Annotated in this window: 26 protein-coding genes and 1 pseudogene; 20 read left to right on the top strand and 7 right to left on the bottom strand. The window is 43.1% G+C overall.

The window, feature by feature from the left end; translation table 11 throughout:
• The first annotated feature begins 14 nt into the window (after positions 1-14).
• The 5 genes and pseudogenes from C5Z26_RS02275 to C5Z26_RS02295 all read left to right on the top strand — a co-directional run bounded on the left by C5Z26_RS02275 (position 15) and on the right by C5Z26_RS02295 (position 4,841).
• Positions 15-1,070, top strand: coding sequence for a MupG family TIM beta-alpha barrel fold protein (locus C5Z26_RS02275; protein WP_105448411.1), 1,056 nt, complete (start codon positions 15-17; stop codon positions 1,068-1,070).
• Entirely contained in the window at positions 1,067-1,954 is an 888-nt protein-coding gene (murQ, locus tag C5Z26_RS02280) for an N-acetylmuramic acid 6-phosphate etherase (protein ID WP_105448412.1), read from the top strand. Before C5Z26_RS02275 ends, murQ begins: the two co-directional genes overlap by 4 nt.
• A gap of 18 nt (positions 1,955-1,972) precedes the next feature.
• Positions 1,973-3,457, top strand: a pseudogene (locus C5Z26_RS02285) (PTS transporter subunit EIIC); the annotation flags it as partial.
• Between the two features lie 39 nt (positions 3,458-3,496).
• Positions 3,497-4,342 carry a MurR/RpiR family transcriptional regulator gene (locus C5Z26_RS02290; RefSeq protein WP_105448414.1) on the top strand — a complete coding sequence of 282 codons (846 nt, stop codon included), beginning with the start codon at positions 3,497-3,499 and terminating at the stop codon, positions 4,340-4,342.
• 16 nt (positions 4,343-4,358) lie between these two features.
• Entirely contained in the window at positions 4,359-4,841 is a 483-nt protein-coding gene (locus C5Z26_RS02295) for a PTS sugar transporter subunit IIA (RefSeq protein ID WP_105448415.1), read from the top strand.
• Between the two features lie 305 nt (positions 4,842-5,146).
• Here the strand turns inward: C5Z26_RS02295 and C5Z26_RS02300 are convergent, their stop codons facing one another.
• Positions 5,147-6,850, bottom strand: coding sequence for an NFACT RNA binding domain-containing protein (locus tag C5Z26_RS02300; RefSeq protein ID WP_105448416.1), 1,704 nt, complete (start codon positions 6,848-6,850; stop codon positions 5,147-5,149).
• A gap of 220 nt (positions 6,851-7,070) precedes the next feature.
• Here C5Z26_RS02300 and C5Z26_RS02305 point away from each other — a divergent pair, with 220 nt between their 5' ends.
• The 7 genes from C5Z26_RS02305 (at position 7,071) to C5Z26_RS02335 (ending at position 11,984) form a co-directional block, all read left to right on the top strand.
• Entirely contained in the window at positions 7,071-7,493 is a 423-nt protein-coding gene (locus tag C5Z26_RS02305) for a transcriptional regulator, SarA/Rot family (protein ID WP_105448417.1), read from the top strand.
• A gap of 91 nt (positions 7,494-7,584) precedes the next feature.
• The gene (locus C5Z26_RS02310) at positions 7,585-8,451 is read left to right on the top strand and encodes a DegV family protein (protein ID WP_105448418.1); all 867 of its coding nucleotides are present in this window, start codon (positions 7,585-7,587) and stop codon (positions 8,449-8,451) included.
• 2 nt (positions 8,452-8,453) lie between these two features.
• Positions 8,454-8,885 carry a GNAT family N-acetyltransferase gene (locus C5Z26_RS02315; protein WP_105450109.1) on the top strand — a complete coding sequence of 144 codons (432 nt, stop codon included), beginning with the start codon at positions 8,454-8,456 and terminating at the stop codon, positions 8,883-8,885.
• Between the two features lie 115 nt (positions 8,886-9,000).
• Positions 9,001-9,747, top strand: a complete 747-nt coding sequence (locus C5Z26_RS02320; protein ID WP_105448419.1) for a DUF975 family protein — start codon at positions 9,001-9,003, stop codon at positions 9,745-9,747.
• A gap of 266 nt (positions 9,748-10,013) precedes the next feature.
• A complete protein-coding gene (locus C5Z26_RS02325; protein WP_105448420.1) occupies positions 10,014-10,766 on the top strand; it encodes a hypothetical protein in 753 nt (250 codons plus the stop codon).
• Between the two features lie 92 nt (positions 10,767-10,858).
• A complete protein-coding gene (locus C5Z26_RS02330; protein WP_105448421.1) occupies positions 10,859-11,146 on the top strand; it encodes an RNA-binding protein in 288 nt (95 codons plus the stop codon).
• Positions 11,147-11,216: 70 nt separating this feature from the next.
• Complete coding sequence (locus tag C5Z26_RS02335; protein ID WP_105448422.1) at positions 11,217-11,984, top strand: DUF4931 domain-containing protein; 768 nt, start codon at positions 11,217-11,219, stop codon at positions 11,982-11,984.
• A gap of 62 nt (positions 11,985-12,046) precedes the next feature.
• Here C5Z26_RS02335 and C5Z26_RS02340 read toward each other — a convergent pair whose 3' ends face one another.
• Positions 12,047-12,358: a hypothetical protein gene (locus tag C5Z26_RS02340; protein ID WP_105448423.1), complete on the bottom strand. Its 312-nt coding sequence runs from the start codon at positions 12,356-12,358 to the stop codon at positions 12,047-12,049.
• A gap of 148 nt (positions 12,359-12,506) precedes the next feature.
• On the opposite strand from C5Z26_RS02340, the gene C5Z26_RS02345 reads away from it, so the two are divergent.
• Together C5Z26_RS02345 and C5Z26_RS02350 are read left to right on the top strand one after the other, a co-directional pair.
• A complete protein-coding gene (locus tag C5Z26_RS02345) occupies positions 12,507-12,839 on the top strand; it encodes a hypothetical protein (protein WP_105448424.1) in 333 nt (110 codons plus the stop codon).
• A gap of 24 nt (positions 12,840-12,863) precedes the next feature.
• On the top strand, positions 12,864-13,172 hold the full coding sequence (locus C5Z26_RS02350) for a DUF960 domain-containing protein (protein ID WP_105448425.1): 309 nt from the start codon (positions 12,864-12,866) through the stop codon (positions 13,170-13,172).
• 71 nt (positions 13,173-13,243) lie between these two features.
• Here C5Z26_RS02350 and C5Z26_RS02355 read toward each other — a convergent pair whose 3' ends face one another.
• Positions 13,244-14,101, bottom strand: a complete 858-nt coding sequence (locus C5Z26_RS02355) for a DUF368 domain-containing protein (protein ID WP_105448426.1) — start codon at positions 14,099-14,101, stop codon at positions 13,244-13,246.
• 193 nt (positions 14,102-14,294) lie between these two features.
• Between C5Z26_RS02355 and C5Z26_RS02360 the strand changes: the two genes are divergently transcribed.
• Positions 14,295-15,638, top strand: a complete 1,344-nt coding sequence (locus tag C5Z26_RS02360; RefSeq protein ID WP_105448427.1) for an amino acid permease — start codon at positions 14,295-14,297, stop codon at positions 15,636-15,638.
• 37 nt (positions 15,639-15,675) lie between these two features.
• Here the strand turns inward: C5Z26_RS02360 and C5Z26_RS02365 are convergent, their stop codons facing one another.
• The 4 genes from C5Z26_RS02365 to C5Z26_RS02380 form a co-directional block, all read right to left on the bottom strand.
• Positions 15,676-16,026, bottom strand: a complete 351-nt coding sequence (locus tag C5Z26_RS02365; protein ID WP_105448428.1) for a hypothetical protein — start codon at positions 16,024-16,026, stop codon at positions 15,676-15,678.
• Between the two features lie 138 nt (positions 16,027-16,164).
• On the bottom strand, positions 16,165-17,760 hold the full coding sequence (locus tag C5Z26_RS02370) for an L-lactate permease (protein WP_105448429.1): 1,596 nt from the start codon (positions 17,758-17,760) through the stop codon (positions 16,165-16,167).
• A 21-nt stretch (positions 17,761-17,781) separates the two neighbouring features.
• The gene (locus C5Z26_RS02375) at positions 17,782-19,131 is read right to left on the bottom strand and encodes a hypothetical protein (protein WP_105448430.1); all 1,350 of its coding nucleotides are present in this window, start codon (positions 19,129-19,131) and stop codon (positions 17,782-17,784) included.
• Between the two features lie 535 nt (positions 19,132-19,666).
• Positions 19,667-20,635 (bottom strand): alpha/beta hydrolase, encoded by a 969-nt coding sequence (locus C5Z26_RS02380; RefSeq protein WP_105448431.1) that lies wholly within the window; start codon positions 20,633-20,635, stop codon positions 19,667-19,669.
• A 152-nt stretch (positions 20,636-20,787) separates the two neighbouring features.
• Between C5Z26_RS02380 and C5Z26_RS02385 the strand changes: the two genes are divergently transcribed.
• From C5Z26_RS02385 to C5Z26_RS02405, 5 genes are all read left to right on the top strand, one after another.
• The gene (locus C5Z26_RS02385) at positions 20,788-21,207 is read left to right on the top strand and encodes a MarR family winged helix-turn-helix transcriptional regulator (protein WP_105448432.1); all 420 of its coding nucleotides are present in this window, start codon (positions 20,788-20,790) and stop codon (positions 21,205-21,207) included.
• A gap of 265 nt (positions 21,208-21,472) precedes the next feature.
• Positions 21,473-22,174, top strand: coding sequence for an IspD/TarI family cytidylyltransferase (locus C5Z26_RS02390; protein ID WP_105448433.1), 702 nt, complete (start codon positions 21,473-21,475; stop codon positions 22,172-22,174).
• A 1-nt stretch (position 22,175) separates the two neighbouring features.
• Entirely contained in the window at positions 22,176-23,201 is a 1,026-nt protein-coding gene (locus tag C5Z26_RS02395) for a ribitol-5-phosphate dehydrogenase (protein WP_105448434.1), read from the top strand.
• Positions 23,189-24,301: a CDP-glycerol glycerophosphotransferase family protein gene (locus tag C5Z26_RS02400; protein WP_105448435.1), complete on the top strand. Its 1,113-nt coding sequence runs from the start codon at positions 23,189-23,191 to the stop codon at positions 24,299-24,301. Before C5Z26_RS02395 ends, C5Z26_RS02400 begins: the two co-directional genes overlap by 13 nt.
• Before the next feature lie 25 nt (positions 24,302-24,326).
• Positions 24,327-26,216, top strand: a complete 1,890-nt coding sequence (locus tag C5Z26_RS02405; protein ID WP_105448436.1) for a CDP-glycerol glycerophosphotransferase family protein — start codon at positions 24,327-24,329, stop codon at positions 26,214-26,216.
• The last annotated feature ends 83 nt before the right edge of the window (positions 26,217-26,299 follow it).

Genomic DNA, 26,299 nt, shown 5'->3' on the forward strand with positions numbered 1-26,299 from the left:
AAGGAGCGAGACTCATGCTTGGTTTTTCGGTTTATTTGAATCAGTCATTAGATACGCACCAGTTTAATCAAATGGCCAGCTTGCAACAAGCCGGCTTTACCGGTGTCTTCACCTCGTTACATATTCCTGAAGAGGATGCGACGCAATATTTAGCACGGCTCAAGGCTTTGGGTGCGGCCTGCCAGCGGTTAGGTCTAACGTTGACCGCTGATGTGTCGGCGGCGGGGATGCAACGGATGGGACTGGCTATTGAGAATCCCAACGACATGCTGGCATTAGGCGTCACTACTTTAAGAATTGATGATGGTGTTGAAATGGCAACTATTGCAGCCCTGTCACAGCAACTCCCGATTGCGCTGAATGCAAGTACAATTACGACAGCCAATATTTTAGCGTTAAAAGCGGCCGATGCCAATTTTGATCATTTGGAAGCTTGGCACAACTATTATCCACGCCCTGAAACGGGATTAGATGAGGCCTGGCTGAAGGCGAAGAATCAATGGTTACAAGCACAAGGCTTTACAACTATGGCATTTGTTGCCGGTGATGCTGAGCGACGTGGTCCTATTAAGGCGGGGTTACCGACGTTAGAATGTGATCGTACTCGTCAGCCATTAGCCGCAGCCTTAAATTTGTTACGGCATGATCATGTCGATCGTGTCTATATTGGGGACCCAGCACTGAGTTGTCGAGTTCGCCACCAATTCGAACAGTATTTTAAAAATGATATTTTACAATTAACCGGTCGAACGACTGTCCCAGCGGTGTATGATCAGCTTTGGCATAATCGGATTGATGTGGCGCGTGATGTGGTGCGGCTCGTTGAAGGTCGTCAACGGTTGACTGCGATTACGCCTGTATCGCCAGTTAGTCGACCGATTGGCGCCATTACCATTGATAATGAAGCTTATGGTCGTTATGTTGGCGAATTACAACTGGTTAAACGCGGGTTAGCACCAGATCAACGAGTGAATGTTGTGGGTCAAATCAGTGCTGCAGACGTGGCATTATTACCATTAATTGGTGGTAATCAGGCCGTGAAGATAATTAAGGAGGAACCTAACCAATGAATTTAAGTCACTTAACTACTGAAACACGTAATCAAAAAACGATGGCGCTCGATACCATGCCGGTTGCGGATGTTTTAACTTTAATGAATCAGGAAGATCAAAAGGTACCGGCAGCGATTACAAAAGTTTTACCCCAAGTTGAAACCGCTGTCAAAAATATTATTAAAAGTTTTCAAGCTGGTGGTCGCTTATTTTATATTGGCGCTGGTACTAGTGGGCGTTTAGGCGTATTAGATGCTGCGGAGTGTGTACCAACCTTTGGGACTGAACCCGAGATGGTCCAAGGCCTAATCGCTGGTGGTATGACTGCCATGACCGTCGCAGTCGAAGGTGCAGAGGATTCTAAAGCATTTGGCAAACAAGATCTTGTCACTGCGCATTTAACCGCTAATGATACGGTTGTAGGGATTGCCGCGAGTGGTCGGACACCTTATGTGATTGGTGGTTTAGATTATGCCAAGACGGTGGGGGCCGCAACAGTGAGCTTGGCCTGTAATTCTGGGGCGCTTATTAGTGAGCATGCGGATACCGCCATTGAAGTGGATGCTGGTCCTGAAATTTTGACAGGGTCAACCCGTTTGAAGTCAGGAACGGCCCAAAAATTAGTCTTGAATATGTTGTCGACGGTTTCAATGATTGGTATTGGTAAGGTTTATCAAAACTTAATGGTCGATGTTAAACCCACCAATGAAAAATTGGTTGAACGTGCTAAGCGCATCATCATGCAAGCCACAGATTGTTCAAGTACAACAGCAACGACGGCGTTTACCGCAGCAGATCAAGATGTAAAATTAGCAATCGTGATGGTCTTGACGGATTTGGATCATGATGAGGCGGCTAAACGATTACGGGCTGGTCAAGGTTTCGTTAGGAAAGCAATTTAATTAAGGAGGATTAGGCAGATGGCTGAAGATAAATATGTACGCATCGGGCAGGAAATCTATGATAATGTCGGTGGACCTCAAAATATTGCCAAGTTAATTCATTGTATGACACGGGTTCGAATGACAATTCGGGATGAATCATTAGTTGATATGGATGGCTTGAAGGCGATTAAAGGCGTCATGGGAGTTGTTCAAGAAGATACGCTACAGGTGATTGTCGGTCCCGGGACGGTTGATAAGGTCGCACAAGCGATGGTAGACGCCGTTGGAGTAAAGTTAGGTGATCCCTTCCCAGCACCGGAAACTTTTACGACGAAAACCACGCCGGCTACAAGCCAGATGACAGATAAAGAACTGGTTGAAGCGAAAGCGAAAAAAGTGCATGCCGCTCAAAAAGCGAAGATTAAACAAACGCCGATGCGGAAGATATTAAGTGCGATCTCAAGTATTTTTATTCCATTAATTCCAGTCTTTGTTGGTGCTGGTTTGATCTCTGGGATTGCGGCTATTTTATCTAACATGATGTTGGCCGGTGATATTGGTAAGAGTTGGACTGATTTCATCAATGTTTTAAAGGTCATCAACAGCGGTTTATTCACTTATTTAGTTATTTATGTTGGGATTAATAGTGCGACGGTGTTTGGCGCGACTGCTGGATTAGGTGGGGTAATCGGTGCCGTTACGATGTTAACTGGGATTATGCCACAAGCACCGATTCATAATATCTTCAATGGTCAGGCTTTATCGGCTGGTCAAGGTGGGATTATCGGTGTCATCTTTGCTGTATGGGTCTTATCAATTATTGAAAAATGGTTGCACAAGGTCATTCCAGATTCAATTGACATTATTATTACGCCAATGGTGTCGTTACTAGTCGTTGGGGTGTTTACCATTTTCTTGGTTATGCCAATTGCAGGTGTTATTTCAACGGGCTTAGTTGGTGGTGTGGAATGGGTCTTAAACGTTGGTGGGGCCTTCTCCGGCTTCATTTTAGGGCTATTCTTCTTACCGATGGTGATGTTTGGGTTGCACCAAATTTTAACCCCAATCCATATTGAAATGATTAACAGTATGGGTAGCACACCACTTTTACCAATCTTAGCCATGGCTGGTGGCGGTCAAGTTGGGGCAGCGTTAGCGTTATGGATTCGTTGCCGTAATAATCAAGAATTAACAAATCTTATTAAAGGTGCCTTACCAGTCGGAATTTTAGGAATTGGCGAACCGTTGATTTATGGGGTTACCTTACCATTAGGACGCCCATTCATTACTGCTTGTATCGGTGGTGGGATTGGCGGAGCCGTTGTCGGTGGCCTGGGTCATATTGGCGCGATTGCCATTGGACCTTCCGGCGTCGCCTTAATTCCATTGATTGCCAATGGGCATTGGTTGGGCTATGTTGCTGGATTATTAGCTGCATATATCGGTGGATTTGTGGCGACTTACTTCTTCGGTATTCCCAAGGATGCCATGGCTGCTAAGGATAAAGATGGCAAGTTGCTAAATGCCTAGTTAACGGTAAAATGAGATGGGAGGGATATAATGACTAATATTTTATTTACCATTCATAGTCGGTTAGCCGATTTTTCTAAAGCGGATCAAAAAATTGGGCGTTATATTCTAAAACATGCGCATGCCGTGATTACGATGAGTACCGCTGAATTGGCAACCGCTGCTGGAGTTAGCACAGCGACAGTCGTGCGCTTTGGTAAGGCGATTATCCCAGATGGCGGTTACCCAGCTTTAAAATTAAAATTATCTGCTGAAACGAATGTTGATCAAAAATTGTATGCTGAAATCAATCCGCAAGATAGTTTGACGGCGGTTAAGTCCAAGCTAGCATTACGGGTATCACATACTATTGAAGAAACTAATGTGGTGTTAGAAAATGCCGCATTAAAAAAAGCCAGTCAATTATTGGCACAAGCACAAAATATTTATGTTTTTGGCATTGGCGCCTCTGATGTGGTGGCGTCTGATTTCCAACAGAAGTTTATGCGGGTCGGTAAATCGGTGATGCATGCGGCCGATGGTCACTTGGTGGCAGTCGGCTTGACAACACAGAAAGCCCATGCGGTCTTGGTGTTAGTATCAAATTCAGGTGAAAAAGCCGAAGGGCAACAATTAGCGGAACTAGCCAAAACCGTTGCGGTCCCGATTATTGTTTTAACACGCAATGCCAAAAGCCCACTGGGCCAATTGGCAGACGTTGTTTTACTGAATGATGATAGTGAGGAAAATCAAACGGCGCGGAGTGCGGCGACAACATCGTTATTAGCGCAACTTTATGTAGTGGATTTGCTGTATTATACGTACATTAAAGCTGATTATCAAACGCATATCCAACAACTAATTGAGTCACGAGACGCTATTCAAGAACATTTTTAATAAGGAGAATCAGGTCATGTTTGGACTTAAAAAGAAAAATAAATTGGTTCGTTTAGGGGCCATTGCCACAGGTCAATTAATGCCAATTACCGCGGTTACTGATCAAGTGTTTTCACAAAAGATGATGGGCGATGGCTTTGCCATTACGCCTAGTACCGGTCAAATTGTAGCGCCGGCTGCTGGTGAGATTAAAACAATTGCGGCTACGAAACATGCGATTATGATGACTACGGCGACTGGCTTGGAATTAATGCTCCATTTAGGGTTAGATACGGTTGAATTAAACGGTGCGCCGTTTACGGTTCAAGTTAAAGTTGGCGATCAAGTACAACTAGGAACGCCACTGGTGACGATGGATTTGGCAGCCATTCAAGCCGCCGGAAAAGCGACGACAGTGATGACCGTTGTGACTAATATGGATCAAGTGACTAACCTCACTGCAGCCAATAATCAAGCGATTACGGCCGGCGAAGTTGCTGTTGAAGCGACTTTGGCCTAAACAATTAAGCTAGTTATCAAGGATTAAGCCCTGATAACTAGCTTTTTTTAATCAGCTACATTGACTAACATAGAAATTAGCTAACGAATTAGTTCAAACGGGAGACGCTTAGTAAACCTGACTTTTGTATGATACAATTTTTTGGGGGAATCGTAATTATTAGCAATATTAGTAAAACAGGATTGTTGGGTATCACAATCGCCTTAGAGGCACTTTAAGATTTATAGAAAAATATTGATAAAAATAGGGCGTACTAAAATAAACGAGCCACCAATAATGGTGATTCGTTTATTTTTGGTGATGCTTTATTTTTTTACAGCCAATGCTTCAACCAAGTCAGCGTCTGGTGAGACATATAATGTTTTTTGTCCCTCGTAAATAACGAGCCCAGGCTTAGCACCATTAGGTTTGCGGATGCGATTGACTTGAACATAGTCGACTGGAACTGTAGCCGAGTCACGAGCTTTTGAGAAGTAGGCCGCTAGATTGGCTGCTTCAGTTAAGGTCTGTTCACTAGGCGTGTTTGAATGAATAATGACATGTGAGCCGGGAATCTTTTGCGTATGCAACCAATAATCACTCTTGCGGGCAGTTTTTAATGTCAATTGATCATTTTGCCGGTTATTTTTACCAACAGAGATTTCGGTGCCATCACTAGCCACGAATTTTTGAGGCTGGATGGGTTGGCGACGCCGGGCTTTCTTCTTAGTCTTACGAGCCTTTAAATAGCCCTGTTGCGTTAGTTCTTCACGAATTTCGGTAATGTCAGCCGGGGTCGCTAATTCAATTTGAGTTTGAACATTGTCCAAATAATCAATTTCAGCTTGAGTTAGTGTTAACTGTTCGCCAACATAAATTACGGCATTCTTTTGTTTCTGATAGCGCGAAAAATATTTCTGAGCATTACGTGAAGGCGATAATTGATTAGATAAGGCAATCTTTAAAGGAACATTATCATGATAATAGTCTGGTAGACTGATTTCAGTCATGCCCCGTTTGACTTCGTGTAAATAAGTCGTTAAGATCTCACCTTTGAGTCGTAGTTCATCGGCCTGTTTAGTATTAACTAGTGTTTGTTGTAACTTTTTGAATTTGTTGCGGTTTTTCTTTAAATCATTTCGTACGACCCGAACTAAATTACCAGCCTGCTGCTGCACGCGTTCCCGTTGGGCGGCATCTTGATAATAAAAGTCTAACAGCGCACTCAATGAGTCAAACTGGCGCGTTTTCGAGCCGAAAAATGGGTAAGGCCCGGCAGCAAACATCGTCTTGCGGTTAGCAAGGGTCAATAAGGTGGCCTTTGGCTGATCGAATTGCGCCAAGAAAGCCTGATAGTGAGCCGAGACATCGCCGGTTTGATGTAAATCAGCCGCTAATTGAAGGGAACTATCACGGCCAAGTCCTTGATAATGTTGTTGCAGTTGCTGAGCTAAAACTTCTTGATTGGGGTATTGCTTAACCAATTCCAGAAAATCCTGATTCGCGATGAAAGGATTAACTTTATCTTGTTTAGGTGGCTCGATATAAGTTGCCCCTGGTAGCAGTAGCCGGTAGCGATTTTGATCCGCCCCAACGTGTTTAATGACATCTAAAATTTTACCCGTTTGATTATCAACCAAAATAACATTACTGTGACGAGCCATAATTTCAATGATTAAAGTGAGCTGTTCAGCATCACCTAACTCGTTACGGGTGGTAATTGTAAAGTGGACGACCCGGTCATTAGCCACTTGTTTAATACCAGTTAAAATAGCACCTTGGAGATATTTGCGCATCATCATGGCAAAGTTAGTCGGGACCGCTGGGTTAACGTATGGAATTTGCGTCACTTGCACCCGTGGATAGGTAGGATCAGCCGATAACAATAACGGCCAATTTTTACCATTCGAACGAATCGTTAGAATTAACTCATTTTGATAAGGCTGGTGAATTTTAGTAATGCGGCCATTTAATAAATTTTCGTGTAATTCGGTGACCATGGCATGGGTAAATAATCCATCAAAAGACATGTGATCACTCGCTTTCATATAGTAGTTTCAACTTGACTGGTGATTAACAGTCAACCTTTACTAGTATACCTTGGGAACTAACTTGGTGCAAAATAATTGGTCGGGTAACTCAATGTTATATACAAAAACTGATTTACCAAGAGATTCTCGAAAAACTGCTTTCAGACAAAGGTTGCTTATTGTATAATACATATGACTTTATATTTTGGAGGTAACTAACATGAAATCGAGTTTAGCAGCCTTGGCAGCCACCGCCAAGCAACAGACCGCCGTCTTGAAAAAAATTACGAAAGCCCAGGGAATCACGGTGGCTGAGTGGCAATTACTCACTAAATTATTGGCTGGGTTTGATACACAAGAGAAGTTAGCGATTGAAATGCAACTAGATACATCGACGTTGAGTCGACAACTCGCTAGCTTGGTAAAAAAAGAAAAACTGAGTAAGCAAGCGGTTGGGCGGGATCGCCGGCAGTTGATCTATACGATGACGACCACGGGTCAACAGGCAGTCGACGTGGTTGCAACTGATTATGCGACCTATGAAGCAGCTGTTTTTGATAAATGGCCGCAAGATGAGCAAAACTTATTACGAATTCTATTGAACCGGCTAAATAAATCGGTTGAGCGGACTTTAGTCGACTAAGCCACTTTTTGTTGGCGACGACAAGGTGGAGTCGAACTTAGTTTTATGCTATGATGATGAATATTATTTAGATGAGAAGTAGGTGTATGTCATGAAGATTGCTGTTGTTACTGACAGCACTAGCTATTTGACACCGCAAGAGGTTGCTGACAACGATATTCATGTTGTGCCGATTCCGGTTATTATAGATGGAAAAGTGTATCAAGAAGGCGTCGATATTACGACGGAGGAATTCTACGCTAATATGAAGTCCTTTAAGTCATTTCCAAGTACGTCACAACCAGCTGTTGGTGAAATGATTGAATTTTACAATCGTTTAGGCGATGCTGGCTATGATGCAGTGATTAGTATCCATTTGGCCAGTACTATTTCAGGGTTTTATAATAGTCTTGAAAAGATGCGTGATGCGGTTGATCGGGTCAAGCTTTACCCTTATGATTCGCAAATCACAGTTCGACTAATGGGATACTTAGCACTAGAAGCAGCTTGCATGGCTAAAGCTGGTCATACGGTGGCTGAGATTTTAGCGCGTTTGGATGATTTACGGGCTTCTATGGGCGAGTACTTTATTGTAGATGATTTACAAAACCTCGTGCGTGGGGGCCGGTTATCTAATGCATCCGCTTTTATTGGCAGTGTTCTACGCATTAAGCCAATTTTAACTTTTAATGAAAAGCATGAAATTGTGGCGTTTGAGAAAGTGCGGTCAACTAAAAAAGCAATCGCACGAGTTGAGCAACTATTTGCTGAAGCGCAAGCTAAGCTGAATTACCCGTTGCGAGCAATTATTGTCCAAGGCAATAATCTAGAAGCGGCGCAAGCTTGGAAAGAAAAACTTCAGCAGCAATATCCGGACATGCCGATTGATATTACGTATTTTGGACCGGTGATTGGGACACACTTAGGTGATAAATCATTGGCGTTAGCTTGGCTGAAAGATATTGATAAGGCGTATTAATGATGACAATTATTTTTTCAAAGGCACCTTATAATCGGGCCGCTGCAATGGCATTACGACAAGCTGTTTTTGTGGAGGAACGTGGTATCGCTGCGCAGGTTGAATTTGACGACAAAGATGATGACCAGCGCTTATATGCGGTGGCTTACGCACAGCCGTCATTACCGGTGGCAACCTTACGCTTAGAACCACAAGCTAATCAAGTGATGCGATTTGGGCGCGTTTGTACCCGGAAAAGTTATCGGGGACGTGGTCTGGGACAACAGCTATTAGCGGCTGCTGAAAAATGGGCTGTCGAACACGGGTATACGCAAGGTCTGATTCATGGTGAGTTGACCGCACAATCTTTTTATGAACGTTGTGGGTATACTGTCGCAGTCGGGACGTTCGCTGAAGATGGCGCACCGGTGGTTAGTTTGCATAAAGATCTTTAGCACTTATTCAGATGTTGAGATTAAATTCTCACATCTTTTTTATTTTCCATGCCGTAATTAGGTTTGCTTGATAATCCTAAAATGTTATGATAAATACCTAAAAGGGAGTTGAAATATCGGAATGAAAACTCGAGCTGAGCTCAAACAAGAAGTTAAGCAATTATTTAAAGGGCGTTGGAAGAATGCCATTTTACTTTGTATTGTGGTTAGTCTGCTTAGTATGTTTGGTGTTTTATCTAATTATTCAAGCCGGATTAATCATTCAGACAGTTTAAGTGACAACCACCAAATGGTAACTGCGCTATTTGATAAGATTACGATGCAAGAGCTGATAACGGCTTTAGTGGCCTTCTTAGTGGTCTTATTAATTGAATTAGTCTTTGCTTTCATTGTTCGTATTTTTGCGGTTGGGACGTCTTATTCAATGCTCGATTGGGTTCGCCAACCAGACCGTGAAATTCATGCAGTTAGTGATTCAACAGTTGGCTTTACCAAAAAATATGCTTGGCCAATTATCGCCTTACAAATTCTTCAAGGTGTTTTGACGTTATTGTGGGGGCTATTATTAATCGTACCTGGGATTATCAAGTCCTTCGCGTATTCACAGACCTTCTATGTGTATAAAGATATGTTGGCAGCAACGCCGGCCGGGCAGCCACGACCACGTTTTCGTGATGCGATTACCCGTAGTCGTCAGTTAATGCACGGACATAAGTTTGAATACTTTGTCTTACAATTGAGTTTTATCGGTTGGGCGATTCTTAGCATCATGACCTTTGGCATTGGCCAACTCTGGTTAACGCCATATCGTTATGGGGTTTTTGCTAATTATTACCAAAACCTAGTGGACTTAGCCGCTTAATTTCAGTAGTAACTTGATTCTAGTTTAATAGGGTCAAGTTATTTTTTTGCAGTGTGGAAGTCCTGAACCGTTTGGATGTGCGGTGGACTCATGACTAATGGGGATTCAGAGGCTAAATATCAGCATCAGCCGGCGAATTAATATTTATTTCGTGATTTATTGCGGGAATTGGATTAATATTTAACTATGAGTGAGTAAAACCCGTCACGACAAGTGCCTAAAAATATGGTAAACTGGCGGAAGCAAGAAAGGAAGTGCGATAGTTAATGCCTGAACAACAGCCGACGCGGATGTCACGTTTAAAGTCGCGACAGGAATCGACGAGTAGTAAGCGATCAAAGACTAACACGCCGCAACCACCTAAGACGCCAAAGTCACCAAAATCGCCGAAATCACCGAAAAAGAAGCGCCATCTCTCGTTATGGTTATTGGCTCTAATCGTGATTGCGCTTGGGGGAACGATTGTGTATTTTGTGAAAGCTTCGACTGATCAAGATCTAGTTGAAACCACCAGTTCCTCAAGTAGCAGTAGGTCGCGTAAAAGTTCATCGTCCTCAAAAAAGAAAAAGGCCAAAAAACAGTCTAGTAAGTCAAGTTCCAGTACGAGTGATGAGAGTGATCTAACGGATAATACTGGCAATGACAATACTGCTGACTATGGCAATAGTACCGACAATGATAGTAGTAGTTCGGTGCAAAGTCATACGACCAATGCGACGACAACTACGCAAGCAACTAGTAGTAGTCATGCCACTGCCAACAGTAGTCATCATAGCTCAACCGCACAAGCGTCATCGACCACTGCTGCTAGCAGTAGCAGTAGCGCAACAGCGGCTAGTTCGAGCAGTGCCGCTGCATCAAGCACAACTAGCAGTAGTAGTAGTGCCAGTACAAGTGGATCAACAAAATCCTTTAGTACCCGTGAAGATGCCATTAAATATGGTCAATCACACAGTGGTAACTACACTGTTGTAAATGGCGATACCAATGGGACGTATTATAAGGTTACGACTGAATAATTTAGGTAACCTTTAAGAATTTAACCGACCCTTTTCTTTTTGGATGAATCCCGGTATGATAGCCTTAAAGTAATAGAATCGGAGTGGTGGGATTGAATCAAAATGTTGAAGTGAAATATCCAGCTATTTTTCGCGATGAAGGGACCTATTGGGATGTTCGTTTCCCGGATGTGCCAGCAGCCCAGACTTTTGGCTCAAGTGTGCAAGTGGCAGCTGATAACGCAGCCAATGCGCTAGCGGTTGCTTTGTTTGGACAAGCCTTACCAGCAGCATCGGATCCGCAATATTGGCGGTTAGCCTCCACGGAATTTGTTGTTTGGATTACCATGGCTAACGTTGAATTTGGACCAGATTCGGCGTCATCACCATCGCTTAAATAGAATTGGTCACTAAAGTAGGACGGTTTGCTAAGGGCAGACCGTTCTTTCTTGTTGAAAGGATGAATTAGCATTGCAAGCACACCCATTGATTTTTGATACTAATATTGCAAAAGATAAACCTGAAAATATTCGGCATCCGCATAACGATTGTCCGTTTTGTGATCCAACACAGTTGACTGATGTGTTAGCGCAAACGGCAGATCGTATCTGGCTCATGAATAAGTTTCCAACATTACAAGCAACTTGGCAGACGATTGTGATTGAAACTGCTGATCATCAAGGGGACATTGCCACGTATTCGCCAGCGCAAAACCAAGCTGTTTTTGCATTTGCTTTGAAAAATTGGCAAGCAGCGATTGCGAGTCAACGGTTTGAATCCGTATTATTGTATAAAAATTTTGGTCCCCATTCAGGTGGGAGCTTGCGACATCCGCACATGCAGATTGTTGGGTTAAATGACGTTGATGGTTATGCCAATATCACGCCAGCTAACCTATCTGGCTATCCGGTATTAACGGATGGGGATCTAAGTGTGACCGTTTCTGATCAACCCGTGATGGGGTTTGTTGAATTTAACGTCACCACCGCTTGGACCGCGCATGCACGCTTAGCGGATGCTGTTCAAAAAGTGGTTCAATATGTTTTGAATGATTATTTTAATGGTCGCTGTGACAGTTATAATCTATTTTTCTATCCAGACGGTGACCGCGTGGTTTGCAAGATTGATCCATTATTTAATGTCTCACCTTATTATATCGGCTACCGGTTATCACAGGCAGATACGCCGAATCGCATGCGTGAGATTGCGGCTGCTGTTCGGCAACGGTTTCAAGCGTAACGGAAAGTAAAAAATCCTGGTAAGCTGACTGACAGTCATTTTACCAGGATTTTTAAGTTGTTTTAAGCTTGTAACGTTGCTAGATCAGCTTTGATTGCGGTGATTAATGCCTCGCGCTGATCAATGTCATCGTCGCATTCAAAGAAAGCCCCAAGTTCTTGTTTTAAGATATCGTCACCAGTATCCATGTAGCGTTCATCATAGCTGGTTAGGGTATAGTCGCCAGTTTCTAAGCGGGCCACAACACAGCCGTTGGCAGCCTTATGACTGTCATCGGTAAATTCAACGGCATAAATAACACAGTCGGTCCGTTTATTCGTTTGATAGATTTGAATACTTTTAGCGATATTACTTGCAATTGCTGCCAATTTCATGTTTACACCTCAATTTAAATTATACCGATTATTAAGGTTAGATGCTAGCGTTGGCGATGAAAATTAGCAAGGAACTGGGGTTGATATGTTATCATAATAGGTAAGAAATCATTTAGTGATTCAAAGTTGATAAGTGGAGGAATGCAGCGTGCAAAATTTAATTCCAGGTGACATGCTTGAAGTGGGTCAAAAATTAAGGTGGGAATTAGATACTGGGATGACGGCGGATGAACAGAGTGTCATCAATGATGCCGTATTAGCTGGCACTCAGTATTTCGTGGATGAAGCTTTGGAAGGCAGTTATTGGACGGTCAAGTGGGATAGTCAACATCAAAATGTGGCTATTTATGGGTCTGATGGCACCATTGTCGGGACAATCAAACCGGTTGGCGCTAGCTTGGAAGCTGATTTTCGACAAGATTCACAACGATTGTTTATTCGGATTGAAAAAGAAGTTGCAGTGGTCGTGCGTAAAAATTAGTGACCAAGAAGTGAGGTGGCAAGAATGTTTGATCAAGATGCAGAGCGATATGCCACGTTTGGCCTGGTCGCAAAATTGCCTAGTTCAGTGATTGATCAGATTTGGCAAATCATTGATGAGGATTTAAAAGGTGTCGTGACCTTATCACAGGTGTTACAATTTGCGTTAATTGAACGCCATGGGACTGTCACCGTCGTTTTTGATGATCAGCATGATTCGATTTTAGAATTTGATTTACCGGATGATTATCAACGGGCTTTTCCAGAAACGATTGCAGTCTTGGATGATGGCCATTATCAAACGATGATGTTATTGGCGGAATTATCAGCCTAACTAAACAAACCAAGCAACAACTGAGCCGATGTGGCGAGCTGTTGCTTGGTTTGTTTAGTTTGCAATACCTTTTATTTGTATTTGGTTTCTAAACGACTCATCCAGTAACCCAATCCTACGCCAATTAAGCAGGCGGCTAGACTGATTAAAAGTGTCGTGGTGGTCACGCCGGTATAAACAATACTTTCGGCGGCATGCGGATTAGGGATTAAAATTAGCATTGTGCTAGCTACGACAATCCCTAAAATAAAGTGGTACACCCGTGAATGAAAGCGATGAATCAAATAATCCATCCCTTTGGAGAAGAGTAACATGGCTAAGATGCCACCCAACGCAATTGGCAAATAGGTGCCTAACAGGTCAAAGCGCTTGAAACCAGTTAGCATTGGCGTAAAGAGGCCTAGAATTAGCAATAAGTTGGATGGGCTTAGGCCTGGGACCAATACGCCTAAAGCAATCAGGACCCCGGCGATAACGAAGCCACCAAAGTTGGCAGGTAAGGGTCCAAATAACTCACTCATAAAGTATAACAACCCGCTACTGATTAATAAAGTGCCGAAAAACCAGAGGTAGTCAATGCCATCGCGTGGTGTTTTAGCGCTAGCGGTCTGAGCTAATGCGGGTAAGGTGCCGATGATTGCGCCAGCAAAACCCCATAAGACAATCACCTGAGCGTGAGCTAATAAATAGGCTAAAGGCGCCGATAACAATGCAATTCCAACAATGCCACCCAGACCAACGGGGACAAAATACAAAAAGTCGCGTTTGAAATTTTGACGAAAATGAGCCATAAAGCCTAGTAGACGTTCGTAAATACCAAGAATTGCGGCTAAAACACCACCAGAAACGCCGGGGAGGATAAAGCCTAAGGCAATGATGACCCCTTTGAAGAATCGTTTGATAAAGCTGTCAGTTTGTTTAGTTTGCATGAAAAGCTCCTTTAGTTGAATTATTGGCTAATAATCTAAACATACCAAAAGTAGTCACGTAAAGCAATCCAGACCACATGAAAAGTGAGTAGAAAATGAATTGAGTTGCTCGAAAAAGCTTTTTAGCATAAAATGTATTAATATGAAAATATGCGATTTTTTATGAAAATGAGTAAAAGAAAGTTGAGACAATATGGAAAATCAACAACTCGCGCGTAAGCTGAAGCGACGCCATGTACAAATGATCGCCCTCGGTGGTGCGATTGGAACTGGGCTATTCTTAGGTTCTGGGGCAGCGATTAAGCAAGCGGGACCATCAATTTTATTAGCGTATGCCATTGGCGGGCTATTTTGTTACTTAATGATGCGAGCCCTCGGTGAACTGCTTTTATCGAATACGAAGCTACATTCTTTCTTGGAATTTATTAATTTATATTTAGGTAAAAAATTTGAATTTGCGATTGGCTGGACTTATTGGCTCTGCTGGATCAGTTTAGCCATGGCGGACTTAACGGCGAGCGGGATTTATATTCGTTATTGGTTTCCGGCTATTCCACAATGGGTGACGCCACTCATCATTATTCTCATTTTGTTAGTATTTAATTTACTCTCAGTGAGCGCTTTTGGGGAGTTAGAGTACTGGTTTTCGATGATTAAAGTCGTCGCCATTATTGCTTTAATTGTGACTGGCGCTATTTTGATTGGTTCAGCGGCGCACGTCGGCGGTCAAACGGTTTCCGTCACTAATTTGGTTAGTCACGGTGGCTTCTTTCCCAAAGGGGCTGGTGGCTTCTTAACGTCATTCTCGTTAGTTATCTTTGCTTTTACCGGGATTGAAATGGTTGGGATTACAGCTGGAGAAGCTGAGAATCCAGAGACCGAATTACCACGGGCGATTAACAGTTTACCGATTCGAATTTCTTTCTTCTATGTCGGTGCTCTGTTTGTGATTATGTCCATCTATCCATGGAATCAGATTGCGACTAATCAATCACCCTTTGTGCAAGTCTTTAGTGATGTTGGCATTAAGGCCGCGGCTAGCATCATCAACTTTGTCGTCTTGACAGCGGCGTTGTCAGCTTGCAATAGTGCCATCTTTAGTACGAGTCGCACGTTGTTCACCTTGGCACATGGTCAAAATGCGCCTAAGTGGATGGGCAAGGTGAATCGACAGAATGTCCCCGCACGGTCATTACTTTTTTCATCGTTGATTTTACTAGTGATTGTGGTCCTGAATTACGTGATGCCTAGCACGGTCTTTACCTTGATTTCCAATGTAGCGACGACTAACTTTATTATTGTGTGGTGTGCCTTACTCATTTGTCACTATGTCTATAAAAAGACGGCGGATAGTAGTCAAAATCCTTTTAAATTACCACTATTTCCCGCTTCGAATCTATTGACATTAGCGTTCTTTATTGGTGTAACGATCATCTTGTGTTTTGATGCCGTTAATCGCTGGGCTGTTATTGGTTCAATCGGCTGGTTCATCGGATTATTGTTGGTTGAAACAGCACTACGACATAAAACGAGTTAACCTAAAAACGTCATTGGCAAAATTGCCGATGGCGTTTTTAGTTGGTTATAGTGGGCGGCTTTAGCTGTTGTTCAATTGAGGCGGTTACTTTTAAGATAACCGCCTGATCGGATATGGTTAATAAGTGATGTTGGGCAATAATTGCCGGAGTTAAAGCGTGGTAAACAGCGGCGGCGACTATCCAACAAGTTGTTGCGGTGTCATCCGCGGGCGCTTTAAGTAAGTCGTATCCGGCACTTTGATCAACGTAAACCTGAAAGCCAATTCCTAAACGCGCTTGCAGTCGATTACTGTAACGCTGGAATAAGGCTAAGTTAGCAGTCGCATCATTAGTTGGGCCAACCGTCCGGGTCCCAAGATGCAAATTAGGAACTAAGATTATTTTCAAATCCCCACCTCCAGTTAGCTCTATTTTAAGCCAAATCAGCGTTTTGTGCATCAACTGGCCGATACAGAATAAAAGTTTAAAATGGCTAAGCTTGGTGAGCTCAAAAAACGCTTGGGTTGCCCCAAACGTCAGTGGTTGTTAGATTAAATTGAGTAAGACGACGCCGGCCACACCGATTAAAGCGGCATAACCGAGTGCTGGTAGAATGGTCTGCCGTAAAATAACGCCTTCTTTACCACTAAGCCCCGCTACAGAGCTGACAGCCACGATATTGTGGACACAAATCATATTACCGGCGGCGGCGCCAATTAATTGAGCCGCTAAAACAACTGGTTCATTGAGATGCGCATTGGACGCAATGTCTGCTTGAATTTGGCTGAAGGTCAAGGTAGAGACTGTTGCACTACCGGTGACAAATGACCCTAATTCGCCTAAGAATGGCGCAATAATGATCCAGATACCAGCTAAATACTTGGCGACAAATTTAGCGATGTACATTGGCATACTAGGTAGGTCGGCGGTGTTTAGCCCAGAATTGGTAAAGACTTGTACCATAATCAACGTCACAATCAAGGCAATCGCCGTTCCACCCATTGAACCGACCACTTTTTTAGTTGTGGGCCATAGAGGCCGTAAAGATTTGGCTTGGACCGCTAACCCAATGATCGCGGCTAACGTTAACATTGTTCCTGGCGAGTAAAGAAATTCCCAATCGGAACTGATACTTTGAAAGCCTAGAATCTGCTGCCAGGATAAATTGAGATAATGCGTTAAAAAGGCCTTTAAAGGCACTAAAATACGACTAGCCAATAGTAAGACGATAACTAAAATGTAGGGGAACCAAGCTTTAATTAACGACATTTCTGACGGTGCTGTTTGTGTCGTATCCGTTGGAACCGTGGCAACTTGCCAGGGGGTGACTTGAGTGCTTTTAGGCAATAACCAATGTTGACGGATGCTAATGATTGCGACAATCAAAGTTCCAAGCGGTGCTAAAATCGAGATGAATTCATAACCAATTAGCCAAGCACTCACCAGCGCAATACTACTATAAACTAAACCAATGAGTAGCGCCCATGGTAAAATGGTCAACCATTGCCGAAAACGATGTTGCTTGGGGCCGAATAACCAAATTAAGATGAAGACTAATAAAGCTGGCATGAGAGCCCCCACAAACAAATCTAGTTGCGTGACCCTTAAGCCAATTAAATTTAAGAGCTGTGTTTTTTCAGTAACGTTACTAAGCCCCACAGTTAGCGGTGTCCCCACGGCGCCAAAAGCCGCGGCGGTCGAATCAGCAACTAGGGCTAAAACAACGGCGGCCATCGGTGAAAAGCCCAAGGCAATCATCAAAGGCGCGGTTACCATGGCCGGTGTCCCAAAGCCAGAAACCCCTTCGATTAGACCACCGAAAAGAAAGGCAACGAGGACAGTTTGTAACCGCATGTCAGCGGTCAAAGCTTGAAACCCCTGATTAATACGATTGATGGCGCCCGTGGCCCGTAGACTATTAAGCATCAATAAGGCACCAAATAAAATCCAGAGAATCGGTAAAGATTTGTGTAATGATTGTAAAATTGAAGCCCCAATCACCTTAGGCGTTAAATGCCAAAATAAGTAACCAGTGATAATCACAATGATTGCACTGATACTCATACCGCGAGTGGCCGGCATATTTAAGACGCCAAGTAAGATCAGTGGCAAAATAATGGCAGCTAAAGCAATGAAAATCATAATTTAGGTCTCCTTTTGATACTAAGCGGATTGACGGTGAGCTTTAAAGATTTGCTGACCATAGATCGTAATTAGTGAGATAAGTAGCGACAAGCCAATCAAGGGCCAAGTCATTCCATGTAAATAAGTTAGCTTATCCGTTGCCGTAGTGGGATTGAAGAAGGCCATTAAGCTTAAATGGTGCCCAGCGCTGACCGTTACTAGTAGTCCGAAAAAGCATAATTGGCAAAGTAACCCACCGTAAGTTGAAAAACGATACTTATTAATGATAGCTAAATCCGGGTCGTTCGCATCGGCCGTGTAGACACTCGTATTAATTGCCGGGTTTTCAAAACCGACATAGAGGGCAATTAGTAGCAGGCCAATAGTGTATAAAACTGGGATGGTGGTCAACGCTAACAGATGCCCAATAATTAGCCCAAGTTGTGCGTGTTTCTTCGCAACGGTGACGACCTGATGAGCCAAGCCGAGGTACAACGGTCGGCCACCTTCGAAGCCTAGCAAGTAGATGGCAAAAATAATGTACATGCCATGCTTGCCCAGGACGAAGTAACCAAAGAAACTGTTAAACAGTAAGACAAAGCTCACTAAAAATCCCCGATTCACAATCCGCAATTTATTAGCCGGCATGGCTTTCCAATCAGCCGCCAATTCTAAGTTTAATAAAACAATCGCTAAAATTACCACGCCCAGGACGTAAGGTAATGCGATGGTTAGATTGATTTTCCGTAGTAAGGTCAATAAACCAATCGCTGCAAAGAAAATAATGAACCCAAGCACACGCCAAAGCTTGATTGGTTGTCGTTGTGAACTCGTCTGATGTTTATAGAAAGCCAATGAAAATTGATTCAGTAGGCGGCCGGCGGGGAGCGCCAAAACGAATAGCAGGGCTAAGATAACGAATGCTAATCGGTAATGTAGGTCAAATAAGAAATCAGCGACGAATAATAACCCCAGGGCCAAAAAAATAACCCAATAAAGGCGTTTTAATTTGAAATTGGTACTAGCGGTTAAATGTAATTTAATCGTTAGAAAGTAGGGCCAAATATTAGATGACGTATAACCAAGACAAATGCCACCAATAATCAGCCAAACCAAATTACTAGTTACACTGTAGATAATGCTACCAACGACACCCAGCCAAAGACAAAGTAGTAAATAAGTGCTGGCTTTTAAATTAAGCCGCTTTGTCGAAAACACACTTGCAGCGCGAGCAACGTAGAAAACAATAATGGCAACTAAGTAATTAATACTGTGGGTCTGTTGATACTTAAATAAAATTAGCACATAAGGGAGGACGATTCCGATGTTAGCCAAAAAGTTTAGCGTTGCAATGGAAAAATCCAAAAACGTATTCCGTAATTTACTCAAAGATTTCACACACCATTTCATTAGCTTATATGGCTAAGTATAGCAATTTATAGGGGTAAAAGCTTAAAAAACGACTAAAAAAGACAGCTAGTGGGGTAGTGGCTGGCCATTGTTAAGCTTGAACAGCTGGGAAAAACAGCGTATCTTAATTTGTATATGCGTTGTGCATACATAAAAAAGAGTCGAAATCGCTCTGACTTTTCTGTTTTTGGCCTTTAATCAGAACGCATGTTCCTGTATAATAAAGAATGACTCACTTTAAAACGCAGGAGTTATGTGAGCTCAAAGTTACGTAGTTGTAATGTGTTACTTTAACTAATCACATGCAATCCAAAAACCTAGCCACCAGCTTATTCGCTTCCTTTGGCTGACGCAACCCCATCAAACCATTTTTCTCACAATTAACTACTAGGGCGAGGGACCTATAAGCAGACCACTTCCTATATTAATTAACCAAACTAGCATTAAAAACCCCCTGACAACCAGCTATAGTAGCCAGTTGTCAGGGGGTACTTTCGTTTTAAATTAAGAAGATCTAGTGGTTACGTTGCATGACCCAGCTGGTTGATAGATCCATTGCAGCCCGGGTTGCATGTGTTTGATCAAGTGCATGGACCATGACGAAATCATGCACCATCGCGAAATCATGCACCATCGCTTGAAAGCGGACCTGAGTAACAGCTACGCCAGCGGCACGTAACTTGTTTGCATAGGCTTCGCCTTCGTCACGTAAGACGTCGGCTTCATCGGTTAAAATTAAGGCTTCTGGTAAATCAGCCAACTCAGTTAAACTAGCTCGTAATGGCGAAGCAGTAATTTCAGCACGTTCGGCTGGGTCCGTGGTATATTGGTCCCAGAACCATTGCATGCCAGCTTTGGTTAAGTAATGATCTTCCGCAAATTGATTGTACGATTCAGTTTCGAAATTGGCATCCGTAACCGGGTAGTAGAGTAATTGTTGACTGATAGGTAAGCCTTGACGTTGTTTGGTCATTAAGGTCATGACAGTCGCCATGTTACCCCCGACTGAGTCACCAGCCACCGTCAACTTATCTAGTGACAAGTTATAACGAGTAGCTAATGCGGGTAATTGCTGTAAAATGGCGTAGTTTTGCTCGATGGCCGTTGGGTATTGTGCCTCTGGTGAACGGGTATATTCTGGGAAAACGACAACTGAATTAGTCCGTACGGCTAGTTCCCGAACTAACTTATCATGTGTTTGCGCACTCCCAAAAACCCAGCCAGCCCCATGGATATAGAAAATAACGGGTAATGTCGTATGGTTCCCAGCCGGGCGAACTAAACGAACATTCAGGTTCCCCCAAGAACCTGCAGTCATTGCCAAATCTTCAATATCAACATTGTACTTATTAACAGGTGCGGTTTGAACTTGTTCCAGCAACTCACGACCCGCAGTGGGTGCGAGTTCATAAATCCGAGGATGTGGGGCATTGGCCAAACTAAATGCTTGCGCAGCTGATTCCAACAAAACTTCCTTAGACATAATAATTCCCCCTTGTGTTTTACACGATTTAATCGTGTGTGTCCTAAGACAACTTCAATTATAACTAACTAGTTTAGGTTGTCAACAATTAAATTGCTTAAAATTAACAATCGCTCTATAATGGGGATGCTATCGAAGGAGGCAACCGTACCATGCGCAAACTAGAAGATCATTTTTGTTTTTTAATGTACGTCACATCCCGCGCTATTCAGCGGGCTTATCAACCAGAATTAGCAGTACAACCCCTCACTTATCCGCAATATCTGGTATTAGTGCTCTTGTATGAGCAACCTAACTTAACCGTCAAAACGATTGGTCGTTGGTTGGATCTCAGTACCGGGACCGTGACGCCGTTGTTAAAACGACTGGCCGCTGAAGGCTTGATTACCCGTCAACGTAGTCAAACGGATGAACGCCAAGTCAGCATTCAACTGACTCCAGCTGGGACTGCTAAACGGATGGCTATCAGTGATTTACCAGAAGTTCTAGTCGAAAAAGGGCAACTGAGTCCGGCAGAATGGACGCAACTGACGCAATTGGTCCATAAACTCATGACTAATCTTAAAAATTAAGCATATCTTAACCCCCATTAATCGCTAGGCTCACGCTAATTAATGGGGGTTAACTTTAACCAGACAACTGGTGTTATAACACTAGTTAAGCGTGATGCTAGTGGTTTAGGCGTGGTTCAGGGCAGTCATGAGCCGAGCAAAAAGCTGATATTCAAGGATTACCACCAGCTTGGTCACAGTTCCGTCACATAAAATTCATAAAAAAATCACATATTTTCTTTATGATTATCCTAATAATTTGAACCATGAATGGAGTAATGTTGATATGATTTATGCTCAGATTTTAGCCGGTGGCAAAGGTACCCGAATGGGTAATGTCCCGATGCCCAAACAATTTTTATCGTTGGCCGATAAGCCAATTTTAATCCACACAATTGAAAAGTTTGTTCTGGAAAGTCGCTTTGATGCCATTTTAGTTGTCTGCCCAGCGGACTGGTTGAGTCACACGCAAGATCTCGTTAGCAAGTATGTGCACGATGAACGCGTGCATGTGGTGACTGGTGGTTCAGAACGGAACGAAACCCTAATGAAAGGGATCAGCTACATCCGTGAAAATTACGGCAGTCATGATGATGATGTCGTGGTCACCCATGATGCTGTCCGTCCATTTATTACGCAACGGATTATTAATGATAATATTGAAGCCGTTTTAAAGAATCCGGCCGTAGATACCGTTGTGCCAGCAATTGATACGATTGTCCAAGGCACTGAAAATCAAATTGAAGATATCCCAGTGCGGTCAACGATGTATCAAGGCCAGACGCCGCAAAGCTTTAACATTAAAACATTAGTTGATTCATATGAGGCCTTATCAGCGGCTCAAAAAGAAACCTTATCAGATTCATGTAAGATCTGTTTATTAGCCGGTCAACCCGTTACTATGGTACGTGGCGAAAACTTCAACTTCAAAATTACAACGCCTTACGATCTACGGGTCGCTACTGCGCTAGTGGAAACGAGGTCTTAAGATGTTAAATCAAGTTTATCGGCTCGTAGCGGCACGCCAGTTTGAAGTTCAAACCGTCGCTGAAACGGTTACCGATCAAGACATCGTTGTCCGACCACGGTATTTATCCGTCTGTCACGCTGACCAACGGTATTTCTCTGGGCAACGCTCGCAAGCGGTGTTACGACAAAAATTACCGATGGCCTTAATTCATGAAGGGGTTGGCGAAGTGGTTCATGATCCTAAGGGCGAATTTGCGCCTGGGACCTTGGTCACGATGATTCCTAATACCCCCGTTGAAACGGACCCCATTATTAAGGAAAATTACTTACCAACGTCGAAGTTCCGTTCCAGTGGCTTTGATGGCTTCATGCAAGAATACGTTTGTTTACAACGTGACCGGGTCCTGGCCTTGCCAACTGATTTTGATATGGAAATGTCAGCTTTTATCGAAATGATTTCAGTCGGCGTTCATGCGCTAACTCAATTAGAAGCGACGATGGATGCTGATCAAAAAGTCATTGGTATTTGGGGTGATGGTAACTTAGGTTACATTACCGCAACGTTAGTTAAACAGCTCTTCCCAGAGAGCCAATTGGTTATCTTTGGTCGTCATCAGTCTAAGTTAGATTACTTCTCCTTTGCAGATAAGACTTACTTAGTCGATGATATCCCAGCTGACTTAAAAGTTAGTCAAGCACTCGAATGTACCGGTGGTCGGGGTAGTGAAGCGGCGATTGGTCAAATCATTGAACACATCCGGCCAATGGGAACCGCTATTTTAATGGGGGTTTCTGAAGACCCCGTTGATATCGATACTCGGTCAGTCTTAGCGGAAGGCTTAACCTTACGTGGGGTTAGTCGTAGTGGTCGCGTCGATTTTGAACGCGCTTTAGATATTTTAGCGAAGAGTCCCGTTACCCGGGAACGTTTACAGAATTTAGTCGGCTTAACGCGTAAGGTTAGCACCATCCAAGACATCATCGAATTCTTTGAAAGTGACCTCACGAATTATTGGGGTAAGGCGGTGATGGAGTGGGACGTCTGAAAACTATTAAGCTAACGCTATTACGCGCTAGCTTTAATCTTTTTTATCAGACTTGTTACCATCTAGGTGGACCACGGCCGCAGCGCGTGACCTTTGCCACGATGCGCAGCACCACGTTAAACGATAATTTAAAAGCCCTCCACCAAGAATTTTCAGCGGCTGATACGGATTATCAAGTAACGGTTTTCTGCTATCACTACGATCATTCGTTTAAAAGTAGATTAGGCTTTTTATGGGCTTCAATTCGGGCATTACATGCATTGGCCAGGTCCGAGCTATTTATCGTCGACGATTACTTTTTCCCACTGTATGCCATCAACAAGCATGCGGACAATCAAGTCGTGCAATTGTGGCATGCCATTGGGTCGTTGAAAAAGTTTGGCCTGAGTTTACCGCATGCTGATCAAAGTATTCTAAAGCCCCATACTAATTATGATTGGGTCTTTATTAACTCAGCGGTTGATAAACCAGCCTATGCGGATGCCTTTGATATTGATCCTGAACACATTCTAGCAACGGGTGAACCTATGATGGATCAACTGATGGCAATGCAACCAGAAACTCATCCAGGGCCTAAGCGGCTATTGTATTCACCGACCTATCGTCCAGGCATCCATGGTGAGCAGCAGGTCTTAGCTTATGTGCAAGCATTTATTAAAGCCGCCGCGCAATTAACCGCGGATTGGGAAATTAACATCTCATTGCATCCGTACTTGAAGTTACCGGCATCATTGAACTTGCCAGCTAACGTGCATATTTTTCAAGATGCAACCCGGGTCAAAACTAGTATGCCAACGACTGATCTATTTATAACTGATTATTCTTCATTATCGTTGAACTTCAGTTATTTTGACCGGCCCATCCTGTTGTTTACACCGGATTATGCGGCTTATATGGCGGTTTGTGGCTTCTACGTTGATTATTATGACTATCTAGGTGCACCACACTTTGCCCAAGCAGACCAATTGATTGAATTTATCAATCAACAGTTGCCTCGTTTAGATTTAGCGTATGTGCACCAGCTAAAAGCGAAGACGTTTCCACACCAAGATGGTCAAAATAGTCGCCGGGTCTACCAATTTCTAACCAAATTACTCTAATTATTAGCGGGGAGCGCATGTATTTATGTTACAACGATTAAAACGAGTCGCTCGACGGGTGCTTTACGGTCGTCGACCAGCACCAACCGTGGGCACGGTCCCGACTGAAGCAGTCGATACCTCGTTGAAGTATCTAAACGAACCACGTTTAGATAACGATGCTGAATCACTCATCAAGCGGCAAGTGACACGTTTAGAATTTAACAGTTCTTACTTAGTCATTGAAGGCCAAGCCTATTTTGAAAAATATCCAGAGACGGATGATGAACGGATTGTTAAGAGCTTGTTGCTGGTCAGTGATCAGCGTGACGAGCTTGAGATTCCGTTGGTTAATCAAACCATTGCGGATGGTCATTATCCCCAAGCCGGTTATCGAGGCGCCATTAATTTTTCAACTATTAATAATGGTAAACCCCTGCAACCAGGAACTTATGAAGTTAAATTACAACTTAAACAATATCTGAATAAAGGTTGGCTGATTCGCCGGACCACCATCGGTAAGATTGCTGATACCAATCAAGATTTAAATTATACAACGAAGATGACGAGCTATTCTGCTAAGAGCAACAAATCATATAGCTTAATTTTCCGGTATAACTTAGCTGCTCAGGCTTTAAATGTCACGTCTTATCAACTAAGTGAAATCAATCCATTGGAGAATGAATTCACGAGTGATGAGGGCCTTGATACAGCTGCCATGCGGGCGTTAAAACGCCGCGCATTGAAAATCTGGTATCGGTGGTATTGCCTACAACCAATTCGAAAGAAACAGATTTCATTTGTTTCTGACAGTCGGGTTACCATTTCCGGTAACTTTGAATTTATTTATCAAGAATTAAAGCAACGTCAAACTGATTTCAAGATTTCCTTTTATTTGAAGCCTAGTATTAAAGCTAAAAAATCTTGGAAAGAAGTGCGCACGTTAGCTAAAGCCTTAGCAACTAGTCGCTATATCATTCTTGATGACTTCTATCCTTTGGTCTATCCTTTGGCTATTCGCGAGCATGCTGACTTAATTCAAGTTTGGCATGCAGTCGGTGCCTTTAAGACCTTTGGTTATAGTCGTTTAGGGATGCCCGGTGGGCCGAAGCTCCAATCACTTAATCATCGAAATTATACGAAAGCGTTAGTCTCATCGCATAATATTGCTGATAAGTATGCGGAAGGTTTCGGCATTGCCCCCGATAAAATTGCCCCACTTGGGATTCCACGAACGGATGTTTTCTTTGATCAGCCTAAGCAAGCCGAGATTCGAGCCCGCTTAGAGACAGAGCTACCGTTCATTAAGGGCAAGAAAGTCATCTTGTTTGCCCCAACGTTCCGTGGCAATGGGCAACAATCAGCGTATTATCCGTTTGAAATGTTAAACTTCAAAGAGATCTATGAAGCTTTACATGAGGATTACGTCTTCTTGCTCAAGATTCATCCATTTGTACAAAATAAACCAACTTTGCCATATGAATATTCAGATTTCTATTATGATGTTTCAGACTATCGTGAAATTAATGATCTGCTGTTAGTTGCTGATCAATTAATTACCGATTATTCCTCAGTTTGCTTTGAATACGCTTTGCTAAAACGGCCCATGGTGTTCTTTGCACCTGACTTGGCTGATTACATGCAATCACGTAGTTTCTACTTTAATTACTTTGATTTTATTCCAGGTAGTTTAGCTGAAAATACTGGTGATCTGATTAAACAACTTGAACATCCAGCTTTAAATAAAGCCAAATTAGATGGCTTCATTAATTTCTTCTTCGATGACTTAGATGGGCATGCAACGGCACGTTTCGTTGATGCCTTACAAGATAACTTCGGGGAAGACGAAGCCTTGATTGATACTGGTGATGGTCCAGAAATGAGCGAGGATGGTAAAATTATCCCAACCTGGGGTAAGAAGACCCCTAAAGCTTAAATTAATATGAACGCCCTGACCTGTCGATTGACAAAGCGGGGCGTTTTTTATGAGGTTCTAAAATATCTGTTGTTGGTAATTGA

This window comes from Lactobacillus sp. CBA3606 (genome assembly GCF_002970935.1).
GTDB lineage: Bacteria > Bacillota > Bacilli > Lactobacillales > Lactobacillaceae > Lactiplantibacillus.